Origin of the sequence: Achromobacter sp. UMC46 (genome assembly GCF_014170335.1) — a bacterium.
GTDB lineage: Bacteria > Pseudomonadota > Gammaproteobacteria > Burkholderiales > Burkholderiaceae_B > Achromobacter.
Window position 1 is genome coordinate 460,459 of record NZ_LZZS01000003.1, and the last position, 22,147, is coordinate 482,605.

At 63.2% G+C, this 22,147-nt stretch carries 17 protein-coding genes; 10 read left to right on the top strand and 7 right to left on the bottom strand.

The genetic code is table 11. The features are described 5' to 3' along the window. Positions 1 to 3: 3 nt before the first annotated feature. Positions 4 to 642, bottom strand: a complete 639-nt coding sequence (locus tag A9973_RS02585) for an isochorismatase family cysteine hydrolase (RefSeq protein ID WP_183012195.1) — start codon at positions 640 to 642, stop codon at positions 4 to 6. 151 nt (positions 643 to 793) lie between these two features. On the opposite strand from A9973_RS02585, the gene A9973_RS02590 reads away from it, so the two are divergent. Then, positions 794 to 1,291, top strand: a complete 498-nt coding sequence (locus tag A9973_RS02590) for a helix-turn-helix domain-containing protein (protein WP_183012196.1) — start codon at positions 794 to 796, stop codon at positions 1,289 to 1,291. A gap of 109 nt (positions 1,292 to 1,400) precedes the next feature. Here A9973_RS02590 and A9973_RS02595 read toward each other — a convergent pair whose 3' ends face one another. Then, entirely contained in the window at positions 1,401 to 2,150 is a 750-nt protein-coding gene (locus A9973_RS02595) for an SDR family NAD(P)-dependent oxidoreductase (RefSeq protein WP_183012197.1), read from the bottom strand. 227 nt (positions 2,151 to 2,377) lie between these two features. Here A9973_RS02595 and A9973_RS02600 point away from each other — a divergent pair, with 227 nt between their 5' ends. After that, positions 2,378 to 2,992 carry a TetR/AcrR family transcriptional regulator gene (locus tag A9973_RS02600; RefSeq protein WP_183012198.1) on the top strand — a complete coding sequence of 205 codons (615 nt, stop codon included), beginning with the start codon at positions 2,378 to 2,380 and terminating at the stop codon, positions 2,990 to 2,992. Positions 2,993 to 3,123: 131 nt separating this feature from the next. Here the strand turns inward: A9973_RS02600 and A9973_RS02605 are convergent, their stop codons facing one another. Further along, positions 3,124 to 4,200 (bottom strand): LysR family transcriptional regulator, encoded by a 1,077-nt coding sequence (locus A9973_RS02605; protein WP_183012199.1) that lies wholly within the window; start codon positions 4,198 to 4,200, stop codon positions 3,124 to 3,126. A 386-nt stretch (positions 4,201 to 4,586) separates the two neighbouring features. On the opposite strand from A9973_RS02605, the gene A9973_RS02610 reads away from it, so the two are divergent. The 4 genes from A9973_RS02610 (at position 4,587) to A9973_RS02625 (ending at position 10,793) form a co-directional block, all read left to right on the top strand. Beyond that, on the top strand, positions 4,587 to 5,783 hold the full coding sequence (locus A9973_RS02610; RefSeq protein ID WP_183012200.1) for an efflux RND transporter periplasmic adaptor subunit: 1,197 nt from the start codon (positions 4,587 to 4,589) through the stop codon (positions 5,781 to 5,783). Positions 5,784 to 5,809: 26 nt separating this feature from the next. After that, entirely contained in the window at positions 5,810 to 9,025 is a 3,216-nt protein-coding gene (locus A9973_RS02615) for an efflux RND transporter permease subunit (RefSeq protein WP_183012201.1), read from the top strand. A gap of 73 nt (positions 9,026 to 9,098) precedes the next feature. Then, the gene (locus tag A9973_RS02620) at positions 9,099 to 10,577 is read left to right on the top strand and encodes an efflux transporter outer membrane subunit (RefSeq protein WP_183012202.1); all 1,479 of its coding nucleotides are present in this window, start codon (positions 9,099 to 9,101) and stop codon (positions 10,575 to 10,577) included. A 24-nt stretch (positions 10,578 to 10,601) separates the two neighbouring features. Continuing rightward, positions 10,602 to 10,793: an alkyl sulfatase C-terminal domain-containing protein gene (locus tag A9973_RS02625; RefSeq protein ID WP_183012203.1), complete on the top strand. Its 192-nt coding sequence runs from the start codon at positions 10,602 to 10,604 to the stop codon at positions 10,791 to 10,793. Positions 10,794 to 11,333: 540 nt separating this feature from the next. Here the strand turns inward: A9973_RS02625 and A9973_RS02630 are convergent. Next, entirely contained in the window at positions 11,334 to 11,810 is a 477-nt protein-coding gene (locus tag A9973_RS02630; protein ID WP_183012204.1) for a hypothetical protein, read from the bottom strand. 52 nt (positions 11,811 to 11,862) lie between these two features. Here A9973_RS02630 and A9973_RS02635 point away from each other — a divergent pair, with 52 nt between their 5' ends. Next, a complete protein-coding gene (locus tag A9973_RS02635) occupies positions 11,863 to 12,063 on the top strand; it encodes a tripartite tricarboxylate transporter substrate-binding protein (RefSeq protein WP_370539433.1) in 201 nt (66 codons plus the stop codon). A 165-nt stretch (positions 12,064 to 12,228) separates the two neighbouring features. Here A9973_RS02635 and A9973_RS02640 read toward each other — a convergent pair whose 3' ends face one another. From A9973_RS02640 to A9973_RS02650, 3 genes are read right to left on the bottom strand one after another with little or no spacing between them, the layout of a single operon-like run. Continuing rightward, entirely contained in the window at positions 12,229 to 13,236 is a 1,008-nt protein-coding gene (locus A9973_RS02640) for a tripartite tricarboxylate transporter substrate binding protein (RefSeq protein WP_183012206.1), read from the bottom strand. Positions 13,237 to 13,291: 55 nt separating this feature from the next. Then, the gene (locus tag A9973_RS02645; protein WP_370539428.1) at positions 13,292 to 15,757 is read right to left on the bottom strand and encodes a CoA transferase; all 2,466 of its coding nucleotides are present in this window, start codon (positions 15,755 to 15,757) and stop codon (positions 13,292 to 13,294) included. Between the two features lie 15 nt (positions 15,758 to 15,772). Next, the gene (locus A9973_RS02650; protein ID WP_183012207.1) at positions 15,773 to 19,090 is read right to left on the bottom strand and encodes a carboxyl transferase domain-containing protein; all 3,318 of its coding nucleotides are present in this window, start codon (positions 19,088 to 19,090) and stop codon (positions 15,773 to 15,775) included. A gap of 270 nt (positions 19,091 to 19,360) precedes the next feature. On the opposite strand from A9973_RS02650, the gene A9973_RS02655 reads away from it, so the two are divergent. From A9973_RS02655 to A9973_RS02665, 3 genes are all read left to right on the top strand, one after another. Then, positions 19,361 to 20,290 (top strand): LysR family transcriptional regulator, encoded by a 930-nt coding sequence (locus A9973_RS02655; protein ID WP_183012208.1) that lies wholly within the window; start codon positions 19,361 to 19,363, stop codon positions 20,288 to 20,290. A gap of 234 nt (positions 20,291 to 20,524) precedes the next feature. Then, complete coding sequence (locus tag A9973_RS02660) at positions 20,525 to 20,932, top strand: Zn-ribbon domain-containing OB-fold protein (RefSeq protein WP_370539429.1); 408 nt, start codon at positions 20,525 to 20,527, stop codon at positions 20,930 to 20,932. 61 nt (positions 20,933 to 20,993) lie between these two features. Then, positions 20,994 to 22,145, top strand: coding sequence for an acetyl-CoA acetyltransferase (locus tag A9973_RS02665; RefSeq protein WP_183012209.1), 1,152 nt, complete (start codon positions 20,994 to 20,996; stop codon positions 22,143 to 22,145). Positions 22,146 to 22,147: the final 2 nt, after the last annotated feature.

The following is a 22,147-nucleotide window of genomic DNA, read 5'->3' on the forward strand; positions in this document are numbered from 1 at the left end:
GCCTCAGGCGCTGGCAGTGCTATTGCCGATGGCACCGATGAGCGTGGCTGTCGTCAGGATCTCGTGGGCGTAGGTCGGGCCGTTCAGTTCGTGCGCGGCGCGCATCATTTCTTGGGTGAAGGAAGACGTCGCGTCGCGCACAAGCGTTACGTGATAGCCGAGTTCCATCGCAAAGCGACCAGTAGATTCGATGCAAGTATTGGCCAAGAGGCCCACAACTACCACGTGAGTGATGCCTTTCTGCTTTAAATGGAAGTCGAGATCGGTGTTGGCAAAGCCGCTCTGAGCCCAATGTTCCTTGACGATGATGTCGGATTCCTGCGGCACGAAATCGGGATGCCATTCTCCGCCCCACGAGTCCTTGGCAAAGGTACGGCCTTGTTGCACTAGTCGCTGGGTCGGATTTGGATGATCCCAGTTCTCGTAATCGCCAGGCTGCCAGCGGCGGTGCGGCACGTAAAACACCTGGATATCCGCTTGGCGAGCGGCGGAGACCGACGCACGCAAATTGTCGAGCAGGCGGACGTCGTCGGCGACTTCCTTAATCATCGAAAACAGCTTGCCGCCTTCTGAAAGAAAGTCGTTGTACGGATCGACCAACAGCAGGCCCGTGCGCTCCGCGCTATAGGTGAGAGTAGCCACTTCGTTTTCCAGTTAGAAAAGCTTGCGAACAGGTTCGCGTTTCGTCGGCGACGACATGCTTTGAAGAGTATCACTATGAAAATCATAGTGTCAAGAAGGGTTCCCAATGCTCGTGCTACTATGTAAATCATAGTTTTGACGAGAAACGCCTATGGCACAGCATTCATCAGCGCCGTATACGGTGTGTCCGGTCGCGCGCTCTCTGGATCTCGTTGGTGACCGGTGGACAGTCCTGATCCTGAGGGAGCTGTATATGGGCGCGACTCGTTTCGAAGAGATCCAGATTCAGACCGAAGCAACGCCGCAGATGCTAGCGACGCGCCTCAAATCGCTTGAGGCCAACGGATTGATTGAACGCCATCGGTACAACGAGAGGCCTCTACGCTTTGAATATCGACTGAGCGAGAAAGGGCGAGCGTTTTATCCTGTTGTTTACGCCATGCGCGCGTGGGGCGAGACCTGGTGCAAAGATGATGGCGAGGAGGTAGCAGTGCGTTTTGTCCACCGTGAGTGCGGTCATGACGTCGGGCTGGGATCTGTATGTCCGAATTGCGGCGTGCCTGTCGAACATAATGATCTTGATGCGTTGGTGAGCGATAAGTTTGCGGCCGAGCGAGTCGAGCGGCGCGCGGCGTTCAAGAGAAAGTAAGCGGGCTTGCAGTCCCATCTGCACCGAATTCGGAACGTATGATGGATGGCCAATATGGCCGCCTTGCACGCCAGCGCCAACTCCTGAACGCCTTCTGGCTAACTGGAGGTTAGCGAAGCCCGCCGGCGGCTAGTAGGTGGACGCCGGTGATAAAGGCCGCATCGTCGGACGCTAGAAAGACTGCGGCCTTAGCAATCTCATCCGTCGTGCCGAGACGACCGAGGGGCGTTCGTGAGAGAAAGCCCTGGGCGAAGACGGAGTCGGGAATGCCGTTCGCGAGTGCTTTCTCGGTCAGGGTCAAACCAGGTTTCAGGGTGTTGACCCGTATACCGCGTGGTCCAAGCTCGTTGGCGACAATGGTGGTGTAACCGTCGATCGCTGCCTTGGACGCTGTATAGACTGAAGATCCGAGAAGTGCGTAATGAGTCGTGACAGAGCCCAGATTGATAATGCTGGCGCCCTTCTTAAGGTACTTCACGGCGGCGGCCGTCATGTGCATCGTCCCTAGCACATTTACCTCGAACATTTGATGGTAGAGCTCTTTGTCGAACTCCTCGACTGGCGCGAACGCAGCCGCGCCCGCGTTGTTCACGAGGATATCGAGTTGCCCATAATTCTGGATCGCAGCTTCCACGATGGCTGCGGCCGATGCCTTCTTCGTCACGCTCGCGCCTACGGCGACGGCGTCGCCACCTGCCTTTTTGATTTCCTCGACCACGGCATACGCCCCGGCCTGATCAGTGTTGTAATTGACGACAACCGAAGCACCTTCAGCAGCGAGTGCGTGCGCTATCCTGGCGCCAATGCCAGTTGATGCGCCAGTTACGACGGCGACCTTTCCCGCGAGTTTTTGAGACATAGTTATTTTTTCACATAAGGTTATGTATTAACTAGTACAAAACATGGTGAACCGATTCATACCGTGCATGCACGCAACGACCGCCCGCCGCATTGGCTTGAGATCGCGCCCACAAAGACGACTTCAGTCTAGGTTTTGTACTGATCAGTATTACAATAACGCGATGAATTTAATCGCGTCAAGCATGTTTTGTACTTTTCGATAAAAAACCTATTTTTCCTCTAAAAATGGCAAACCTTTCAGCCAAGAATCTGGGTGGGCGCCCCGTAGAGTTTTGCCTCGAGACAGCACTTGAGGCAGCAACGAGCGTTTTTGCCTCAAAGGGATTCGAAGCCGCCTCATTGAACGATCTCTGCAGTGCGATGGGCATCAACCGGCCCAGTCTCTATCTGCACTTCGGGAACAAGGAAGCGCTTTACTTGAAAGCGGCCGAACGCTTCTCTCGCATGAGCGCACAGCTCCTAGAGGCCTGCCTTTCTGACCCCTCCGCGCGAGCGGGCACCGAACGGCTACTGCGCGAAGGCGTAATGATGTCCACCGATCCGCACGGACCAGGTGTGTGCTTCATCACGCAAAGCCCGCTGACAAGCAGCGAAGCATCCGCGGAGACACGAGAGGAACTTGAACGACGGCGCAACACCGTTGCGGTCATGCTGCGTGCTCGTTTTGACAAAGCGGTAATGGACGGCGATGTACCGGCGGGCACGAACACGGAAAGCCTCGCAAACTTCTACGCGATACTGATGCAGGGACTAGCGCTGCAGGCGCTGCACGGCGGAAAGCGCGAGGCGCTGCTTGATGTGGTCGCCGTCTCGATGACTGCTTGGCCAGCAAGCTGCTAGTTGCGTGTCGTCTGTCTGCTCAATTCCGGGCGGGCCTCAAGAAATACGGGGACACAAGCCCTGTACTTACTGCGGGATTCCCCTCATTTTCCAGCGTGGCGGGTCAACCGGCGCGCCACGCCGAGCACGTGCTAGCTGTTTTCGGCCGCCTCTTCGCGCGCGCTGCGCCAGCGCGGCGGGGTCGTCTGGATCAATGCGGGTTCCGTCCGAGGCTTTGGCTGCGCGATGGCCATCCCGGTGGGCATGCCCAGTTGACGCTGGAAAACACCGCACGCGCTCGCAGCGGGATCGGTTTCGTCGCGACCGCTGAGCAACGGGCAACCCGCGAACAATTCCGCTACCCAATCGGTGAAGGCGCGCACCTTGGGCGACAGCTGGCGGCTTTGCTGATACAGCACCGAAATCGCGGTGGTGCTGGGCTTCCATTGGGGCAGGATTTCGATCAGTTCGCCGGACTGCAAGTGCGGCAACGCCATGTAGCGGGCCACCTGAATCAGACCAAACCCCTTCAGGCCGCAGTCTAAGTAGGCGCCGGCCTGGTTCACCGCCACCGAGCCCTGCATGTTCACTTCCTGGTGCTTGCCGTCCACCTTGAAGTCCCAGGCGTAGTTGCGGCCAGTGCGGCTGGAGAAATAGTGCACCGCATGGTGGTCCCGCAACGATTCGATCGTCTGCGGCATGCCGTGGCGCGCCACGTAAGTCGGCGAAGCGCAGGTGATCGTCTGCAGGGTGCCGATGCGGCGCGCGACCAGGCTGGAATCTTCTAGCTCGCCGGAACGGATCACACAGTCCACGGCCTCCTGCACCATGTCCACGGGGCCGTCGCCCAGGCCGAGCACCAGCTCAACGTCTGGATACTTGCCGTAGAAATCCCACAATGCGGGAATCAGGATCAGGCGCCCGATGCTCGCGGACACGTCGATCCGCAGCCGCCCCTTCAGGCGCAGGGAGGCTGCCTGGAAGCAGACCTCGGTCTCTTCGACATCGGCCAGAATCCTCACGCAATGCTGGTAATAGTCCGCGCCGTCCGGGGTCAGGCCGACACGGCGCGTGGTGCGGTTGAGCAGACGCACGCCCAGAAGGCGTTCGAGGTTCTGGATGATGGTGGTGACCGTGGTCCGCGGAAGCGAGAGGCTGTCGGCCGCCCGGGTAAAGCTATTGGCATCCACGATGCGCACAAACACCTGCATAGCCTGAAAACGGTCCATGGCGGGGGTGTCCTTTGGGGCGAATAAGTCGGCGTGAACGGAGAATAACCTGTTTTCCGCACTGATTAGTCACCCTTGAAGAACAGTATATTCGTAATAGACGTGTTTATCTGGCCCCGTAAAACACCCAGAATGCAAACCATCTTGAACCGCCCTTGCCGCCTTACGCCACAAAAGCGGCATGTCAACCCTCAGATTCCGAACCCGCAGCGATCCGCCTTCACCTGGCGCCGCAGCCCAGGATACGCAACGCCGTTGCATGCTGCGGCGCACCAATAAACATATATCCATCGGATCCTTAGGACTGACATTCCCCGGATCATCACCGCCGCTCCCTGGCTTCCCGGCAAGCGCGCTATCGCCCCTACACCACTCAAGGAAGCATCATGGTTTCGCGCAATCGAATCACTACTCTCGTCGTCTTTGCAGCCGTACTCGCGACCGGAGGCGGCTACGCCCTGACCCGGGGCCCCGCCGGCGGCAATGTCGCCATGGCGCAAGGCGCCCCCGCCGCCACGCCGGTCGAGGTGGCCGAAGTCGTCACCAAGACCATCGTGGACTGGCAACGCTATTCCGGCCGCCTGGAGGCGATCGACCGCGTCGACATCCGCCCGCTCGTGTCCGGCACCCTGACCGCCGTGCACTTCCAGGACGGCAGCATCGTCAAGAAGGGCGACCTGCTCTTCACCATCGACCCGCGCCCCTACGTCGCCGAAGTGGACCGCGCCGCCGCCGCGCTGACGGCCGCGAAGGCCCGCGCGTCGTACACCGCCACGGACCTGGCCCGCGGCCAGCGCCTGCTGACGGACAACGCCATCGCCCGCCGCGACTTCGAGGAAAAGCAGAACGCCTCGCGCGAAGCCGCCGCCAACCTGCAAGGCGCGCAAGCCGCGCTGGACTCCGCCAAGTTGAACCTGGGCTACACGCGCATCGAAGCGCCGGTGGCCGGCCGCGTCTCGCGCGCCGAAGTCACCGTGGGCAACGTGGTCTCGGCCGGCGCCGCGTCGGTGCCGCTGACGAGGCTGGTGTCGGTGGCGAAGATGTACGCATCGTTCGACGTGGATGAACAGACCTTCCTGAAGTATGTGAACCCGGCGCGCAACGGCCGCGCGGGTTCGGTGCCGGTCGAGCTGGGCCTGGCGAACGAGGACGGCTATTCCCGCACCGGTTTCGTGCAGTCGGTGGACAACCGCCTGGACACGACGTCCGGCACGATCCGCGTGCGCGCCGAATTCGACAACGCCGACGGTTCGCTCCTGCCCGGCCTGTATGCCCGCGTCCGCCTGGGCGGCGGCGACCCGCGTTCGGCCGTGCTGATCGACGAACGCGCCATCGGCACCGACCAGGACAAGCGCTACGTGCTGGTGCTGGACGACAAGAATCACGCCATCTATCGCCAGGTGAAGCTGGGCGCCAACCAGGAAGGCCTGCGCGTCATCGACACCGGCTTGGCCGCCGGTGAACGCATCGTCGTCAATGGCCTGCAACGCATCCGCCCCGGCGCCGCCGTGGCCCCGACCCTCGTGCCCATGGTTGTCGCCAAGGCCGCCCCGGTCAAGACCGCCGCAGCCGACCTGAAGTAAGGCCTGCGCGTCTACAGAGAACGTTCATGAATATCTCAAAGTTCTTCATCGACCGGCCGATTTTCGCCGGCGTGTTGTCCATCCTGGTGCTGCTGGCAGGCTTGCTGGCCATGTTCCAGCTGCCCATTTCCGAATACCCGGAAGTCGTGCCGCCGTCGGTCGTGGTGCGCGCGCAGTATCCGGGCGCCAACCCCAAGGTCATGGCCGAAACCGTCGCCTCGCCGCTGGAAGAATCCATCAACGGCGTGGAAAATATGCTGTACATGCAGTCGCAGGCCAACAGCGACGGCAACCTGACGCTGACGGTCAACTTCAAGCTGGGCGTGGACCCCGACAAGGCGCAGCAGCTGGTGCAGAACCGCGTGTCGCAAGCGCTGCCGCGCCTGCCGCCGGACGTGCAGCGCCTGGGCGTCACCACGACCAAGAGCTCGCCCACGCTGACGCTGGTCGTGCACTTGATCTCGCCCAATGACCGCTACGACATCACCTACCTGCGCAACTACGCGATCCTGAACGTCAAGGACCGTCTGGCCCGCATCACGGGTGTGGGCGAAGTGGCGGTGTGGGGGGCAGGCAACTACTCGATGCGCGTCTGGCTGGACCCGCAAAAGGTCGCCCAGCGCGGCATGACCGCGTCGGAAGTAGTCGCCGCCATCCGCGAACAGAACGTGCAGGTCGCCGCCGGCGTGATCGGCGCATCGCCTACGCAAGGCGACGTGCCGCTGCAACTGAACGTGAATGCGCGCGGCCGCCTGCAAAGCGAAGAAGAGTTCCGCGACATCATCCTGAAGACCTCGCCCGACGGCGCCGTGACGCACCTGTCCGACGTCGCTCGCGTGGAGCTGGACGCCCAGGAATACGGCCTGCGGTCGCTCCTGGACAACAAGCAGGCAGTGGCGATGGGGATCATGCAATCGCCGGGCTCGAACGCGCTGGATGTCTCCAGCCAGATCCGCGCCGCGATGGCCGAGCTGGAACAAGACTTCCCGCCGGGCGTGGAATACCGCATCGAATACGACCCCACGCAATTCGTGCGCTCCAGTATCGAAGCCGTGGTGTATACGCTGCTTGAAGCCATTGCGCTGGTCGTGCTGGTGGTGATCCTGTTCCTGCAGACCTGGCGCGCATCCATCATCCCGCTGCTGGCGGTGCCCGTCTCCATCGTGGGCACGTTCGCGCTGATGCTGGTGTTCGGCTATACCATCAACGCCTTGTCGCTGTTCGGGATGGTGCTTGCCATCGGGATCGTGGTCGACGATGCGATCGTGGTGGTGGAAAACGTCGAGCGCAACATCGCGGCGGGTTTGAGTCCACGCGACGCGACCTACCGCGCCATGCGTGAAGTCAGCGGCCCCATCATCGCCATCGCGCTGACGCTGTGCGCCGTGTTCGTGCCACTGGCCTTCATGACGGGCCTGACCGGCCAGTTCTACAAGCAGTTCGCCATGACCATCGCCATCTCGACGGTGATCTCGGCCTTCAACTCGCTGACCCTGTCGCCCGCGCTGTCGGCCCTGCTGCTGAAAAGCCATCACGACAAGCCGGACTGGCTGACCCGCGGAATGAACCGCGTCTTCGGCCGCTTCTTCAACTGGTTCAACAACATGTTCGGCCGCGCGTCCGAGTCCTACGGCTCGGGCGTGTCCGGCGTGATCCGCCGCAAGGCCAGCGCGATGGGCGTGTACGCGGTGCTGGTGGCCGCCACCATCGGCGTGTCGTACCTGGTGCCCGGCGGCTTCGTGCCGGCGCAGGACAAGCAGTACCTGATCGGCTTCACGCAGCTGCCCAACGGCGCGTCGCTGGACCGTACGGAAGCGGTGATCCGCCGCATGAGCGACATCGCCCTGAAGGAACCCGGCGTGCAATCCGCCATCGCCTTCCCGGGTATGTCGATCAATGGCTTCACCAACAGCTCCAGCGCCGGCATCGTGTTCGTGACGCTCAAACCCTTTGGTGAACGCAAGGACGCCGCGCTGTCCGGCAACGCCATCGCGGCCTCGCTGAACCAGAAGTTCGCGACGATCCAGGACTCGTTCATCGCCGTATTCCCGCCCCCACCCGTACTGGGCTTGGGCACGCTGGGCGGCTTCAAGCTGCAACTGGAAGACCGCGCCGCGCTGGGCTATGCCGAACTGGATAAGGCCAAGCAGGCCTTCCTGGAAAAGGCGCGCCAGACGCCCGAACTGGGCCCGTCGTTCTCCAGCTACGAGATCAACGTGCCGCAGCTGGATGTGGACCTGGACCGCGTGAAGGCCAAGCAGCTGGGCGTGCCCGTGACGGACGTCTTCGACACCATGCAGATCTACCTGGGTTCGATGTATGTGAACGACTTCAACCGCTTCGGCCGGGTGTTCCAGGTGCGTGCGCAAGCCGATGCGCCGTTCCGCGCCCACGCCGACGACATCCTGCAGCTGAAGACCCGCAATGCCGCGGGCGACATGGTGCCGCTGTCGTCGCTGGTGACGGTCAACCAAACCTTCGGGCCTGAAATGGTGGTGCGCTACAACGGCTACACCGCCGCCGACATCAACGGCGGTCCGGCCCCTGGCTTCTCGTCCGATCAGGCGCAAGCCGCGGCCGAGCGCGTCGCCGCCGAAACGCTGCCGCGCGGGGTGAAGTTCGAATGGACCGACCTGACGTATCAGCAGATCCTGGCGGGCAATGCCGGCTTGTGGGTGTTCCCGATCAGCGTGCTGCTGGTGTTCCTGGTGCTGGCCGCGCTGTATGAAAGCCTGACCCTGCCGCTGGCCGTGATCCTGATCGTGCCGATGAGCATCCTGGCCGCGCTGACGGGCGTCTACCTGACGGGCAACGACAACAACATCTTCACGCAGATCGGCTTGATGGTGCTGGTGGGCTTGTCGGCGAAGAACGCGATTCTGATCGTGGAATTCGCAAGAGAGCTGGAAATGAGCGGCCGCACGCCGCTGGAAGCCGCCATCGAAGCCAGCCGCCTGCGCCTGCGCCCGATCCTGATGACGTCCATCGCGTTCATCATGGGTGTCGTGCCACTGGTGCTGTCGTCCGGCGCCGGTTCGGAAATGCGCTACGCCATGGGGGTCGCTGTGTTCTTCGGGATGCTGGGCGTGACCTTGTTCGGCCTGTTCCTGACGCCGGTGTTCTACGTGCTGCTGCGTTCGCTGGGCGGCAAGACGCTGCACTCCGCCGCGCCGCACGAAGCGCCGGTGAGCACGCAGCATATCGACCCGAACGCGCCGCCCGTCACGCAACCTCACGCATAAGGCCGGCAACGCCGAAAGAGCAGCCAGCGCGCCCCGTCACGAACGGCGGGGCGCGCGCTAAAGAGAATTCATCATGATCCAAAGACTGACCCGCGGTTCCGCCTTGCTTGCCGTCCTGCTTGTGCTGGCCGGCTGCGCGGTGGGCCCCACTTACGAAAAGCCGTCCGCCGCTGCGCCGGCGACATTCAAGGAAGCCGCCCTGCCCGCCTCTGAAGCCGGCACCTGGAAGCCCGCAGAGCCGTCTGAAGACGCGCTGCGCGGCGCCTGGTGGAAGGTGTTCGGCGACGACGGCCTGAACCAGCTGGAAGACGAGGCCCAACAGGCCAACCAGAACCTGCAAGCCGCCGCCGCCCGCCTGGCGCAGTCGCGCGCCCTGCAGCGCGAGGCCCGCGCCGGCTTCTTCCCCACGCTGGATGCGGCCTTTGGCCCCAACCGCCAGCGCCCGTCGGCCGTGTCGCAAGGCCTGCCCGACGGCACGTCCACCAATCCGGTGACGACGTGGCGCGCCCAAGGCGCGGTGTCGTATGAAGCCGACCTGTTCGGCCGCGTGGCATCCACCGCGGACGCCGCCACCGCCGACGCCCAGCAAAGCGAGGCACTGTACCGTTCGGTGCTGCTGGCCCTGCAGGCCGACGTCGCCACCACGTACTTCCTGGTGCGCGAACAGGACGCGGAATCGCAGCTGTACAACCAGACGGTCAAACTGCGCACCGACACGCTGCAATTGATCCAGCGCCGCTACGACGCCGGCGACATCAGCGAACTGGACCTGGCGCGCGCCAAGGCGGAGCTCGCGTCCGCGCAATCGGAAGCGCTGGGCATCGACCGCCGCCGCGCCACGACTGAACACGCGCTGGCCGTGCTGCTGGGCCGCGCCCCGTCCGACTTCACGATGCCGCCGCAGCCCATCCAGAAGGTCGCGCTGTCGATCCCCGCCGGCCTGCCGTCGACGCTGCTGGAACGCCGCCCCGACATCGCCGCCGCCGAACGCGCGATGGCTGCAGCCAACTCCCGCGTCGGCGCCGCCAAGTCCGCGTTCTTCCCGCGCCTGGACATCACCGGCGCCTTCGGCTATGAGTCCTCGGACCTGGGCAACCTGTTCCAGTGGTCCAGCCGCACCTTCCTGCTGGGTCCGCTGGTAGGCGCCGCGCTGTCGATGCCCATCTTCGACGGCGGCCGCCGCCAAGCCGGCCTGGACCGCGCCCGCGCGGTCTACGAGGAAGACGTCGCCGTCTACCGCCAGACCGTGCTGAACGCGTTCCGCGAAGTCGAAGACAACCTGGCCAACCTGCGCATCCTGGCGGACCAGACCAAGGCGCAAGACGCCGCCGTCGAAGCCTCCGCCCGCGCCGCCAAGCTGTCGCACACGCAGTACCGCGAAGGCTCGATCAGCTACCTGGACGTGATCGAAGCCGACCGCAGCGTCCTGCTGCAACAACGCGTCGCCGTGCAGTTGAGCGGCGAGCAGGCACGCTCGGCAGTCGGCCTGATCCGCGCGATCGGCGGCGGGTGGGAAAACCCGGTTCCGCCTGACGCGGTGGCGGCGAAGTAGAAACCGCCAAAGGCGGTGACAAAGATGAGGCAGGGGCAGTCCGGAGCGCAGGCTCCGGATCGCGACACGCTGAACGACATTATGTTGATGCTGACGACGCTCAAGGACTCCCTGGTCAAGGGAGACGTCATGATCACCGGAGATCAGTCGAAGCTGATCGATGTCTTCGGCTCGGCGGACGATTTTGAATTCTGGTGCAACATCGTGACGCCGTAAGGCGGGTATATCCGGGACGAGCGAGGCCGACGTAGGTCTGCGTCGGCCTCGTCGCTTTCACTGCGTGGGGCTCGCCGATGTCCGCTTTGGGTTGTGCATTCAATCGGTCGTTGACGAATTACTCCTTTCGGCGAAAAGCCCGAGCCGCGAAGCGGTGTCGGCTTGAGTGAACTATTTAAGCTTGCATGCCGAAGGCTCTCGGCCCTTCGAGATGCGACCGCGGAATCCCCAATGAACAACACCTGGCCACTTCGTCCTCAAGCTCTCTCTCCCTCTGCTCAAGTAGTGCAGAAGGAGGTGTCACACCAAGCTCAGCAGCGGCACCAACAAGATCAAGCGCGCGAGACATAACGAGATCCGCATCGCAGTCCCTCCGTGCGCGTCCATGCTCCTGAGCCCAACGCATTAGCAGGCGATATGGGGAACGCCGTTCGCCAATGTAGACCAGCGTTCCAAAGGCATGAAAGACAACTGCTTTAAGAACCTTCACATTCCCTTCACGAGATCTGGCATCACCTTTCTTAGTTCAGTGACAGGACGTTACACCAGCAGCGTCGCCGTGGCGCGGCCCGCAATCATGTCTTCGAACAGGGCCGCGAGGCTCGGGGCAACGTCGCGGGTGTCCTCGAATTCCGGCTCGATACCGTGCACGATGCGGCCCGAGTTGCGTTCTATCGCCAGGAATTCATAATCGCCCGCAACGCTCATGTAGATCGGCGTGTGCTGTTGCCAGAAGTCCAGGACCGCCTGCCGGCCGGCGTCGTCCAGCGCGGCCTCCAGGCTGATATCGCGCAGGGTGTGCCAGGCAAAGGCAGTGTCCGCCGTGCCGTCATGGTCGGCCGCGCTCAGGAACCAGCGGGTCTGGTTCGCGTTGTGCAATTCGGTGAATGCCGCCAGGAAAGCGCCATAGCCATGCGCATCGGCCGGCGCGGCCGCTGACGTCGAGTTGGGCGTCGTCCGCAGCACCGTCCAGCCGCGGGCGGCAAGATGATCCAGAAAGCGTTGTTGCGACGTCATGTCGGTCTCCTCGGAGGGAATATAAAGCACTATCGGGCACGGCAGAAGTCGCATTTGCGTCTTCGGGAAATGGACAGTCGACGCCCCGGCGCTCAATGATGTGGTCGCCGGCCACGTCCCCATGAGGTTCGATGCGTTGCTGTCGTTCATGCCTTTCGTCAAGGCGGGCCGGCTGCGCGCCATCGTCGTCACCGGCGCGCAGCCGGCCTCTGCCCCGCCCGGCGTGCCTACCCTGGACGCTGCAGGGCCTTGAATCCGCTTGGGCGGATCTGGCCCAGACAAAAGCCCTCGTGCAATCAGAAGTCGCCATAAGGGCCGACGTCGTCCACCAGAGCGGCGTGCAGATCGACTGAGCCAGGCGTTGCCTGGCAAGCCGATGGCGAGACGCCCCGCTGGCGTCCGCCGCGCCGGCCTGGGCTCAGTCGATGACGATGTTCTCCCGTTTGACGACATGAGAAAGCTGATCGACCTCATGCCCGATGCGCGTGGACAATTCCTTCGGATCGCGCATGACGACGATACCCTGCGCACTGAGTGAGGTATTGGCAGCGGGTTGCTCCATCGCGCGCTTGGACTGCTCGTACAAGGTGTCGACGATCTGGGCAGGCGTGCCTGCCGGGGCGAACAGGCCCAGCCAGAAAGTGACATCGATGTTCGGATAGCCTGCCTCGGCCATCGTGGGGATATCCGGCATTTGGGAAATCCGTTGCTTCTGCGTGACTGCCAGGGCTTTCAACTTGCCGGCCGCCACTTGCGGTGCGCTGGCCAGCGTATCGAAAGACGTGTTCACCTCGCCCGCCATGACCGCCATGCTTGCTTGCGAGGCCGACTTGTAGGGGACATGGGTTGCCTTGAACTGGGCGTCATTGCTCAGTTGCGCAAACGCCAGATGGGCCAGGTTGCCTTGGCCTCCCGACCCATAGGTAAGCTCGCCCGGATTCTTCCTGGCGTACTCAACCAGATCCTTGACCGACTCGACGGAGTGCTTCTTGGCCCATTCGGGGTTGACGTTCAGAATGAACGGCGCGTCCAGTACCAGGGCGATGGGAGCGAAATCCTTGGCCTTGTACAGGGAGTTCTTGTAGATCAAGGGATTGACGGTGATGCTGCTGCTGTTGGTGGCCAGCAGCGTGTAGCCATCCGGCGCCGAACGGGCCACCTCGGCCGCCCCGATCGATCCATTGGCGCCGCCTTTGTTCTCCACAATGACGGGCTGCTTGAGCGTCTTGGACAAAGAATCCGACAGCAGGCGAGCCATCGTGTCGGTGATCGATCCGGCCGGAAACGGCACGATGATCTTGATGGCTTTAGTGGGCCATGCTTTGTCCTGCGCGAACGCGGCAGGTGACCCCAACCCCAATGCCGAAGCCACAGCGAGGTGCGCGGAAGTGATGAGGAAGTTACGGCGGGAATCGGATGTAGCCATTGTTTGTCTCCACGAAGGTTAGATCTTGTGCATTGCATTGTGCTTGCGCGGCTTGTCAGGCCGCCTTCCTGGTTGCGGTGTTTCCTATGATTCCGTCTCGCTCCAGTGTCTGTTGCTGATCCACGCTCATGCCCAGCACGCGCGAAAACACATCGCCATTGTGCTGCCCGAGCGTAGGCGCCGGACGCACCGCCGCGACCGTAGCGGCCGGCTCCCTGAACCAGGGCGTGGTCGCCAGAAACTCGCCGATATAAGGGCGGGAAGTCGCCTTGAAAAACTCACGGGCCCTGAGATGCGGGTCATCAAGCACCGTCCAGACCGGCTTGACCTCTCCTGCGCTGATGCCGGCCTGCTGCAGTTCGGCCATTGCGCTTTGCGCGGAGCGCGCGCGGGCCCATGCGTTGATCCTGCGGTCTATCTCTTCCTGCCGGGCCCGTCGGCCTGCCGCCTTCTCCAGAGCAGGGTCCAGGGCAAGGTCAGCCGCCTGCATGACCGCCAGCAATGCCTGCCATTGCGCATCGCTCGTGATGCTCACCACCACCCAGGCGTCATCGCCCGCGCACTGGTAAATCCCCTGCGGGGCATGTAGAGGATGCGTATTGCCGCTGCGGGGCGTAGTAGTGCCGTGCACGGACTGCTCAATGAGGAACGGCGCTGTCATGGGCAGCATGCATTCCACCTGAGACAGGTTGACGTGGCGCCCCTTGCCCGAGCGTTGCTGCACGAACAGCGCCAACAACGCCGCCGCCCCCCCGTTGAAGCCACCCACCGGATCGCCATAAGCGTAGGAGGTCAGCGCCGGTGGGTTCTGCGCGAAACCGGTGTGTTGCGGCAGGCCGCTAGCCTGCTCCAGCGTGCCGCCATAGGCCCTGATCGTGCTCCATTCATTGCCCGACCCGAATGCCGGCATGGATACCATGACCAACCGCGGATTGACCTGGGAGAGCACGGCATAGTCCAGCCCGAGTTTGGGCAACACCTCGGTCGAGTAGTTCTCGATGACGATATCGGCCTTGGCCACCAGATCTAACAGGACCGCACGTCCTTCAGCACGGGTCAGATCCAGCGTGATGCCCAACTTGTTGCGGTTCATCAGCGCAAAGTTCGAGTTCTTTTCGTACAGCTTTTCCTGATAGAACTCATCGGTGTAATGCGTGCCCCGCCACCAGTCCGGATAGCGCGTGCTTTCAACCTTGATGACTTCCGCGCCAAAATCCGCCAGCGTCCTTGCCGCCAATGGCCCGGCCCACCCCATCGTCAGATCCACCACCCGGATTTTTCGTAGGGGCAGCGCGTCCGGCGCAGCCCTGGCCAAGCCGGCGGCGGGCGTCAGACTCTGCGCTTCACGGTAGCGGGGGCCGTCAGCGTCCAGGAGCGCTGCCTTACCGCCCGGCAAGGGCCCCGCCTCGCCCATGGGCAGCGGAACGACCGGCCCCTCGAATTCGGCCGCCCCCGCCTTGACGGGAACAAAGGCGCCGCGTTCGCGATGCACGCCTTGTTGAAGCAGTTCTGCCATGGTGGGCACGATGACCGCGGGGAATTTCTCCTTGCGCAGCACATCGAACCATTCCTTGGCTGTCCTGGCGCGCAGACTGGGAATCAGGAATGCATCGATTTCGTCCGCATGGACCATACGGGTCGGCCCGCTCGCAAAACGCAGATCCGCAGCCAGGTCCGGGTGGCCGATGGCAGCGCACAGCGCTGCCCACTGCGGGCCGGTATGGGCGAACAGCCCAATCCAGCCCTCCTTTGTCTCGTAGATGCCGGCGGGATGCGCTGTGCAGAACCGGTTGACACCCAGCCGCGCCAAGGGATGCCGGCCATCCTGCACCATGCCGGCTTCCATCTCCACCAGCGAAAACGCAATCTCATGGATGCTCAGCAAATAACGCCGGCTGCCGTCGGATCGTCCCAGCAACGCGGCGGTCGCGCTCGAGAATGCCGCGACACCGGCGGCAATGGCGGTCTGAATGTCGTGCGGCAGATGGGGCGGGCCCTGCGCCGCGCCACTGCAATACACCGCGCCGGCCAAGGCGCGGCACACGGCCTCGGTTCCCGCGAAACCACTGTAGGGCCCGGACTCGCCGAACCAGGTCAGACATACTTCGATCGGCGCAATGCCCTGGCCGTCATTCCCATCGCCCGCGTACGCGGGGCGCTTCAGAACCTCCAAGCCTTCATCCAGGGCCCGGGCGTCGAGAATCACATCGCATGTCCGCGCGAGCCCAGACAGCCACGTGGTATCCGCGCCTGTCTTTCTAGGATGGACTACGCTGCGCTTGTTGGTATTGAGCCAGGCATACAAGGCACTTGCGGGTTCACCATCGGCCTGGTTCAAAAGGGGCGGCAGGCGGCGCAGCGTGTCGCCGTCGGCGTCCTCCAGCTTGATGACCTCGGCGCCAAAATCCGCAAAGAGCTTCCCGGCATAAGCCACGGCCGCTCCGCAACCGATTTCCAGCACGCGCAACCCGGAGAAGGCGAGCCGGCTTTCAGATGTATGCATAGTCGCAATCTGTTCCAAGAGACTTCGCCTCGATTACCAGGTATCGACAAAGGCGCGGCGGGCCCGGCCGGCGCGCACAGATGCCGACGCGATGCCTTGGCGTATCCAAGTGCGGGTCTGCGCGGGATCGATGACTGCGTCGATCTCCGTCGTGGACGCGACATTGATGGCGTGCCCGCGGTCGTAGGCGCGAGCCACCAACTGGTCGTAAAGCGCCTGGCGCTGCGGCCCCTCGGGGACGTTCTCGAGTTCCTTCTTGAAGCCCAGCCGTATGGACCCTTCCAGGCCCATGGGGCCGAATTCGCCCGTTGGCCACGACACCGCGCAACTGGCCGAGCGAAAGCCCCCGCCGGCCATGGCCATGGCACCCAGACCGTAGCCCTTGCGCAAGGCAATTGCCAAGATGGCGACCCGCAGCTTGGCCGCGACCACGAACATGCGCGACACATGCCGGACTTGCGCCTTGGCCTCTTCCTCCGGCCCGACCATGAATCCCGGAGTATCGATCAACGAAATGATGGGTAGACCGTGGATATCGCAAAGATTCATGAAGCGCGCCGCCTTGTCGGCCGCATCGGCATCGATGGCGCCTCCCAGGTGATGCGGATTATTGGCGATGATCCCTACAGGCTGCCCTTCCACGCGAGCCAGGGCGGTGTGCATTCCGAGGCCGAACCCCGAGCGCAGCATCAATACACTGCCTACGTCGGCAATGCCTTCGATGACCTTCCGGCTGTCGTAGACACGCAAGCGATTCTCCGGCACCACATGACGGAGGTGGCGCGGGTCGGGCGCCACCCAGTCCTTGGTGCGGCCCTGGAACATGGACAGATAGTGCTTGGCCGCCACGACGGCCTGCGCCTCGTTGTCGACCAGGATGTCGATGACGCCATTGGCGAACTGCACCGGCGCGGGGCCGACGTCCTCTGGCCGGAAGATGCCCAGTCCTCCGCCTTCGATCATCGCCGGTCCGGCCATGCCGATGTTGGCGCTCTTGTCCGCGATGATGACATCGCAGACCCCCAGAAAGGCGGCGTTGCCCGCGAAACAGCGCCCGGAGACAATGCCGAGCAAAGGCACTTCGCCACTGAGTTCGGCCAGCGCGGCGAACGACGGCTGATAAAGCCCGGATACGAACGGAAAATCGACATCGCCCGGCCGACCGCCTCCGCCTTCGGCGAACAACACCATCGGCATTTCGTCGCGGCGGGCACGTTCCACCAGCCTGTCGGTCTTGATATGGTTGCGTTTGCCCTGCGTGCCCGCCAGCACCGTCGCGTCATAGGCCATCACGGCGGTCAGCGACCCGTCGTAGCCGAATGCGTCGCCGTTGACGTTGCCAATGCCGGTGACAATGCCGTCCGCTGGCGTGTTGGCGATCAGGTCTTCCTTGCTGCGGCGGCTGGCCTGCGCGGCAATGACCAGTGCGCCGAATTCCACGAACGAGCCTTCATCGCACAGATCGTCCACGTTCTCCCGTGCGGTGCGCTGCCCTCGCGAACGGCGCTTTGCCACGGCCTGCGGGCGCGCGTCATCATAAAGCGCCGCATGGCGGTCGAAGACGGCTTGCAGGTCAGGGCGCACGGCATTCAAATCGATCGCGTCTGTCACGACCTCGGTGTCGACACCACTCGATTCCTGCTCCAGCAAAACCAGGATCTCGCCTTCGAGCACATTGCCGCCACTGGCGGCCGGCACCTCGACGACCCTGCCATTGAAATCGGCGACGACGCTGTACTCCATTTTCATCGCTTCGATCACGGCGATGGGTTGGCCCTTGAGCACGACAGCGCCAGCGCTTACGGACACCTCGACCAGGCGGCCGCTCAACGGTGCGCGCGATGCCGAGAGCCCTTCCGGCACCGCGGCCTGCGCGGCCTGCGGCAGCTTGGCCGCCGACGCGCCGCGCCCCCCCGAATCTCCGATCAGGCTGTCCTTGGCCTGCTGCGCTTGCGCGTACTGCTCGGCCGCTGCAAGCAGTTCCCCGAGGATGGCCTCGATGTGGCGCGTATGGTTGCGCTGCGACAGGAAGTCCTCCCGGGCCACGAGCGCCTGCAAAAGATGGATATTCGTCGCGACACCGGCAATTCGGAACTCGGCCAGGCAGCGGCGCAAACGCCGCACCACTCCCGAGAAATCGTCACTGCCGCTAGACACGATCAGCTTGGCCAGCAGCGTGTCGAACGCCGGGGCGGGCGAGTACCCGCTGTAGGCATGGGTGTCGACGCGCACGTCTGGGCCGGCGGGCGGCTCGAAACGCTCCAGCCTGCCGTGTGCCGGGCGTGCCATGCCCGTGGCATCGATCGATTCTGCATTGATGCGGAGCTGAATGGCATAGCCGTTCAGCCCCGGCGGGTTGGTCGGGTCCACGCCCAGTTCGGCCAGGCGCTTTCCCTGCGCGACCCCGATCTGCAAGGTCACCAGATCCACGCCCGTGACCTGCTCGGTAATCGTATGTTCGACCTGCAGCCGGGGATTGGCTTCGATGAATACATAGTCCGTCTGCACCCCCTGCTCGTTTTCTTCGACCAGGAATTCAAAGGTTCCCAGGCTGCGGTACTCCACCCTGGCCGCCATTTTCTTTGCCGCGGCAAGAATGGCGGCGCGCAGCGTGGCGCTCAGCACCGGGCTGGGCGCGATTTCGACCACTTTCTGAAAGCGGCGCTGCAGCGTGCAATCCCGATCGCCGAGCGCGACCACCGACGCACCATCGCCGGCGATCTGCACTTCGATATGACGCGCGCGATTGACCAGACGCTCCGCGTACAGCGCGTCCACACCAAAGGCCGACATGGCTTCCGACCGGCAGCGGGCATAGAGCTCGGCGATATCGGCTTTGGACTTGACGACGCGCATCCCGCGTCCGCCGCCTCCGCCGACCGCCTTGATGACGATCCCCACCCCGCCCTGCTCGTCGAAGAACTGTTCGACGTCCGCAAGTGACGCACCGCCCGGCGTGGCGGGCATGACGGGCACGCCGCATTCGCGGGCCAGTTGCAAGGCGCGGCCTTTGTCTCCGAACAGGGCGAGGTGATCGGCGTTCGGGCCGATGAACGTGATTCCCGCCGCATCGCAAGCCAGGGCGAAATCCGCCCTTTCACTCAAGAAGCCATACCCCGGATGGATGGCGTCGCAATGCTCGGCCGTGGCCGCGGCAATGATGGCGTCGATATCGATATAAGCCGCCGGACCGGAGCCGGCCAGAGCAACCGAGGTATCCGCGAGAATTCGATGCTTCGAGTTTGAATCGTCCCGGGAATACACCGCGACGCTTTCCAACCCAAGGTCGCGCACGGCGCGAATGGCTCGCACGGCGATTTCGCCACGATTGGCAACCAACACTCTCTTCATGGTGATCCTATGTCTCTGCTCTAACTCTTATGCTCAAGTCTTAGCTGCTGCCCGTAGCCATTGCATGTTCTCGCCAGACGAGGCGCGCCTGCGGGCAGGCGCCGAAAAGCACTAACATGGAAACGCATACGCGCAATCGCAGCCCGGCTTGATCCGGTGGTTGTCGTTAACGTGGTGAGGATGGTAGGTGTCGTGCAACAGCCGCACAATTCACATTTTTCTCTGACCCCTATAGCCGTTTGGCATGTGTCTCGATAAAAGCAGGCGGAAATGGAACTCAGGCAGTTAAGAACGGTTCTGGCGATCGCGGAAACCGGCAGCCTCACCAAGGCGGCGGAACTGCTGCACGTTGTGCAGCCCGCCCTGTCTCGACAGCTGAAACAGCTGGAAGACGAACTTGGCACTCCGCTTTTCGAGCGCAACCGGCTTGGGATGGTGCTGACCGTGCCAGGCCGCCGGTTTGTCGATCAGGTGCGGCTTTCCCTTAAGGGGCTTAATGAAGCCCGGGCCGACATCGGCGCCGCAAAATCGGAGCTGCTTGGCACGGTGTCCATCGGCATGCTGCCCAGCCTTGCGGCCGCGCTTGCCGGCCCGCTCGTCATCGCGCTGCAGCAGCAGTATCCCAATCTGCGCGTGCGCATCGCCACCGGCTTCTCGGATTTCCTGCAAGAGGGCCTGGAGGGCGGCAAGCTTGATATCTGCCTCATGGGCGACTATCTGCAATCCGAACTTCTGCAGACCTCGCCCGCTTATTCCGAACCCATATACGTGTTCGGCATGCCGGGGGCCGGATTGTCCGAGGACTCCCCGATGACGCTCGAGGCCGTCTCCAGAATGCCCATGGTGGTTCCGGAAGCGCGCAGCTTGCGCAACGTGATAGACCGGGCCTGCACCATCCTCGGCGTCAACCTGAATCTGGTTGCCGAGTCGGACAGCACTACGGTCATTCTCGATCTGGTGTTACGCGGCGTCGGCTACACCATCCTGCCAGTCATCCCCATCATGACGATGCTGGCCGAAAAGCGCATCGAAGGCGCTCCCATCATCAGCCCCACGCTGCAACGCACCGTGATCATCGGCACCGCCGTCCTGAACCGCAACCCCCGCATCGTCAATGCCCTGCATGCCGAACTGATCCGCGTGCTCGAGCCCTACATCAAACAGTTCGACCACGTCGGCGTACGCTGGCTGGCTGACTAAGTACACCCTCCGCGTACACCCTCCGCGCGCGAACCCGGCACGCACCGGGCCATGGCCCAGCTATGCTCAATCGCTATGACCCTCGTCAAAATTAGTTAATTGTCCCGAGACGGCTCGCCCCCCTAACATCATTCGAGCGTCGTGGCGTCGCCAGCAGACAAGCCATGCACCCAACGGGTGTATGTGCCGTCCGTCTGCCGGCCGGCTGCGGCCAACGAATCTTGGGAGGCGAATGTGCAGAATTCCTCTAACAGCACACACACAACGGGCGACGAGGCAGTCGGCCCGGAGCAGTACTTCCAGCGCATGCTCGAACAAGGGCAGTTCATGATTCAGCGCTGCGAAACAACCGGCCGCGCCGTTTTCTATCCGCGGGCCATCTCCCCTTATGGCGGCGGACGCTTGCGCTGGGAAGCCGCCAATGGCGACGGCACCATCTATTCGACCACCGTCGTGCGCCAACGCCCCGAACGGGGTGGGAACTATTGCGTCGTGCTGGTAGACCTTGAAGAAGGACCGCGCCTGATGAGCACCGTTGTCGATATGGAGCCCCTGGCGGTGACGATCGGCATGCGAGTACGTGCAGAAGTGCGCCGCCAGTCCTCAGGCGTGCCGCGCGTGGTTTTTGTGCGCGCGGACTGACCGCCGTTGGTGATTGCGCGCGCGGACTGACCGCGCGACCCATGATAATTGGAATGAATTGATGGCTACTAGTACAAGAGGGGCCTCGGCGATTGTCGGGATCGGCACCACGCCTGGCTGGAACAACCCCGGCTTCTCGGCGTTGGATCAACTCGGCATCGCCGTTCAGGCGGCGGCCGCCGATGCGGGCATCGGCGTGGACCAGATCGACGGCTTGTTCACGTCCACCCTGACGCACTTCATGCCCGCCCTGTCCGTGGCAGAGTATCTCGGCATCCATCCGACCTATATGGATGGCACCAACATCGGCGGATCCTCATTTCTGGCCCACCTGTTGTCGGCCACGCTTGCCCTGCAAGCCGGGGTGTGCAAAGTGGCCTGCATTTGCTATGGGTCGAACCAACTGTCGGCGGGCGGCAAGCTGACCACCCTGACCGAACCCGCACCCTGGGAGGCGATGTATTCGCCGCGCAACCCCATCAGTGGCTACGCCTTGGCTACCGCGCGCCACATGCACCAGTACGGAACCACGCGCGAGCAGTTGGCCAGCGTCGCGGTCGCCTCGCGCCAGTGGGCGCAGCTCAATCCTGCCGCGCACGAGCGCGGCCCCCTGAGCGTCGCCGATGTCCTGGATTCCCGGCCCATATCCGATCCTCTCACGCTACGGGACTGCTGCCTGGTGACCGACGGGGGCGGAGCGATGATTCTCGTCGCCGCGGAGCGCGTGCCGGAATTTGCCAACAAGCCGGCCTATGTTCTGGGTGTCGGCGAGGCAACCACGCATCGCCAGATTTCGGCCATGGAAGACCTCACGGTCACCGGCGCCGTGCAATCCGGCCAACGCGCCTTCGAGATGGCCCGCGTCGCGCCACAAGAGATCGACGTCCTGCAGCTCTATGACGCATTCACCATCAACCCGATTCTGTTTCTTGAGGACCTGGGTTACTGCGCCAAGGGCGAAGGTGGCGCGTTCGTGGCGTCAGGCGTGACCGCGCCCGGTGGCGCACTGCCGGTCAACACCAACGGCGGCGGCCTGTCCTGCAATCATCCGGGCATGTATGGCATTTTCGCGGCCATCGAGGCGGTGCACCAGATCCGCCGCTCCGCAGGCGCCAGACAGGTGGACGGCGTCGATCTGGCCCTGGCCCACGGCAATGGCGGCCAGCTGGCCAGCCAGGTCACGGCGATTCTCGGATCGCGCGCCGCCCTGTAAAC

Coding starts and splice junctions, on each gene's coding strand:
- A9973_RS02590 (WP_183012196.1), top strand. CDS start 794: ATGGCACAGCATTCATCAGCGCCGTATACGGTGTGTCCGGTCGCGCGC.
- A9973_RS02595 (WP_183012197.1), bottom strand. CDS start 2,150: ATGTCTCAAAAACTCGCGGGAAAGGTCGCCGTCGTAACTGGCGCATCA.
- A9973_RS02600 (WP_183012198.1), top strand. CDS start 2,378: ATGGCAAACCTTTCAGCCAAGAATCTGGGTGGGCGCCCCGTAGAGTTT.
- A9973_RS02605 (WP_183012199.1), bottom strand. CDS start 4,200: ATGGACCGTTTTCAGGCTATGCAGGTGTTTGTGCGCATCGTGGATGCC.
- A9973_RS02610 (WP_183012200.1), top strand. CDS start 4,587: ATGGTTTCGCGCAATCGAATCACTACTCTCGTCGTCTTTGCAGCCGTA.
- A9973_RS02615 (WP_183012201.1), top strand. CDS start 5,810: ATGAATATCTCAAAGTTCTTCATCGACCGGCCGATTTTCGCCGGCGTG.
- A9973_RS02620 (WP_183012202.1), top strand. CDS start 9,099: ATGATCCAAAGACTGACCCGCGGTTCCGCCTTGCTTGCCGTCCTGCTT.
- A9973_RS02625 (WP_183012203.1), top strand. CDS start 10,602: ATGAGGCAGGGGCAGTCCGGAGCGCAGGCTCCGGATCGCGACACGCTG.
- A9973_RS02630 (WP_183012204.1), bottom strand. CDS start 11,810: ATGACGTCGCAACAACGCTTTCTGGATCATCTTGCCGCCCGCGGCTGG.
- A9973_RS02640 (WP_183012206.1), bottom strand. CDS start 13,236: ATGGCTACATCCGATTCCCGCCGTAACTTCCTCATCACTTCCGCGCAC.
- A9973_RS02650 (WP_183012207.1), bottom strand. CDS start 19,090: ATGAAGAGAGTGTTGGTTGCCAATCGTGGCGAAATCGCCGTGCGAGCC.
- A9973_RS02655 (WP_183012208.1), top strand. CDS start 19,361: ATGGAACTCAGGCAGTTAAGAACGGTTCTGGCGATCGCGGAAACCGGC.
- A9973_RS02665 (WP_183012209.1), top strand. CDS start 20,994: ATGGCTACTAGTACAAGAGGGGCCTCGGCGATTGTCGGGATCGGCACC.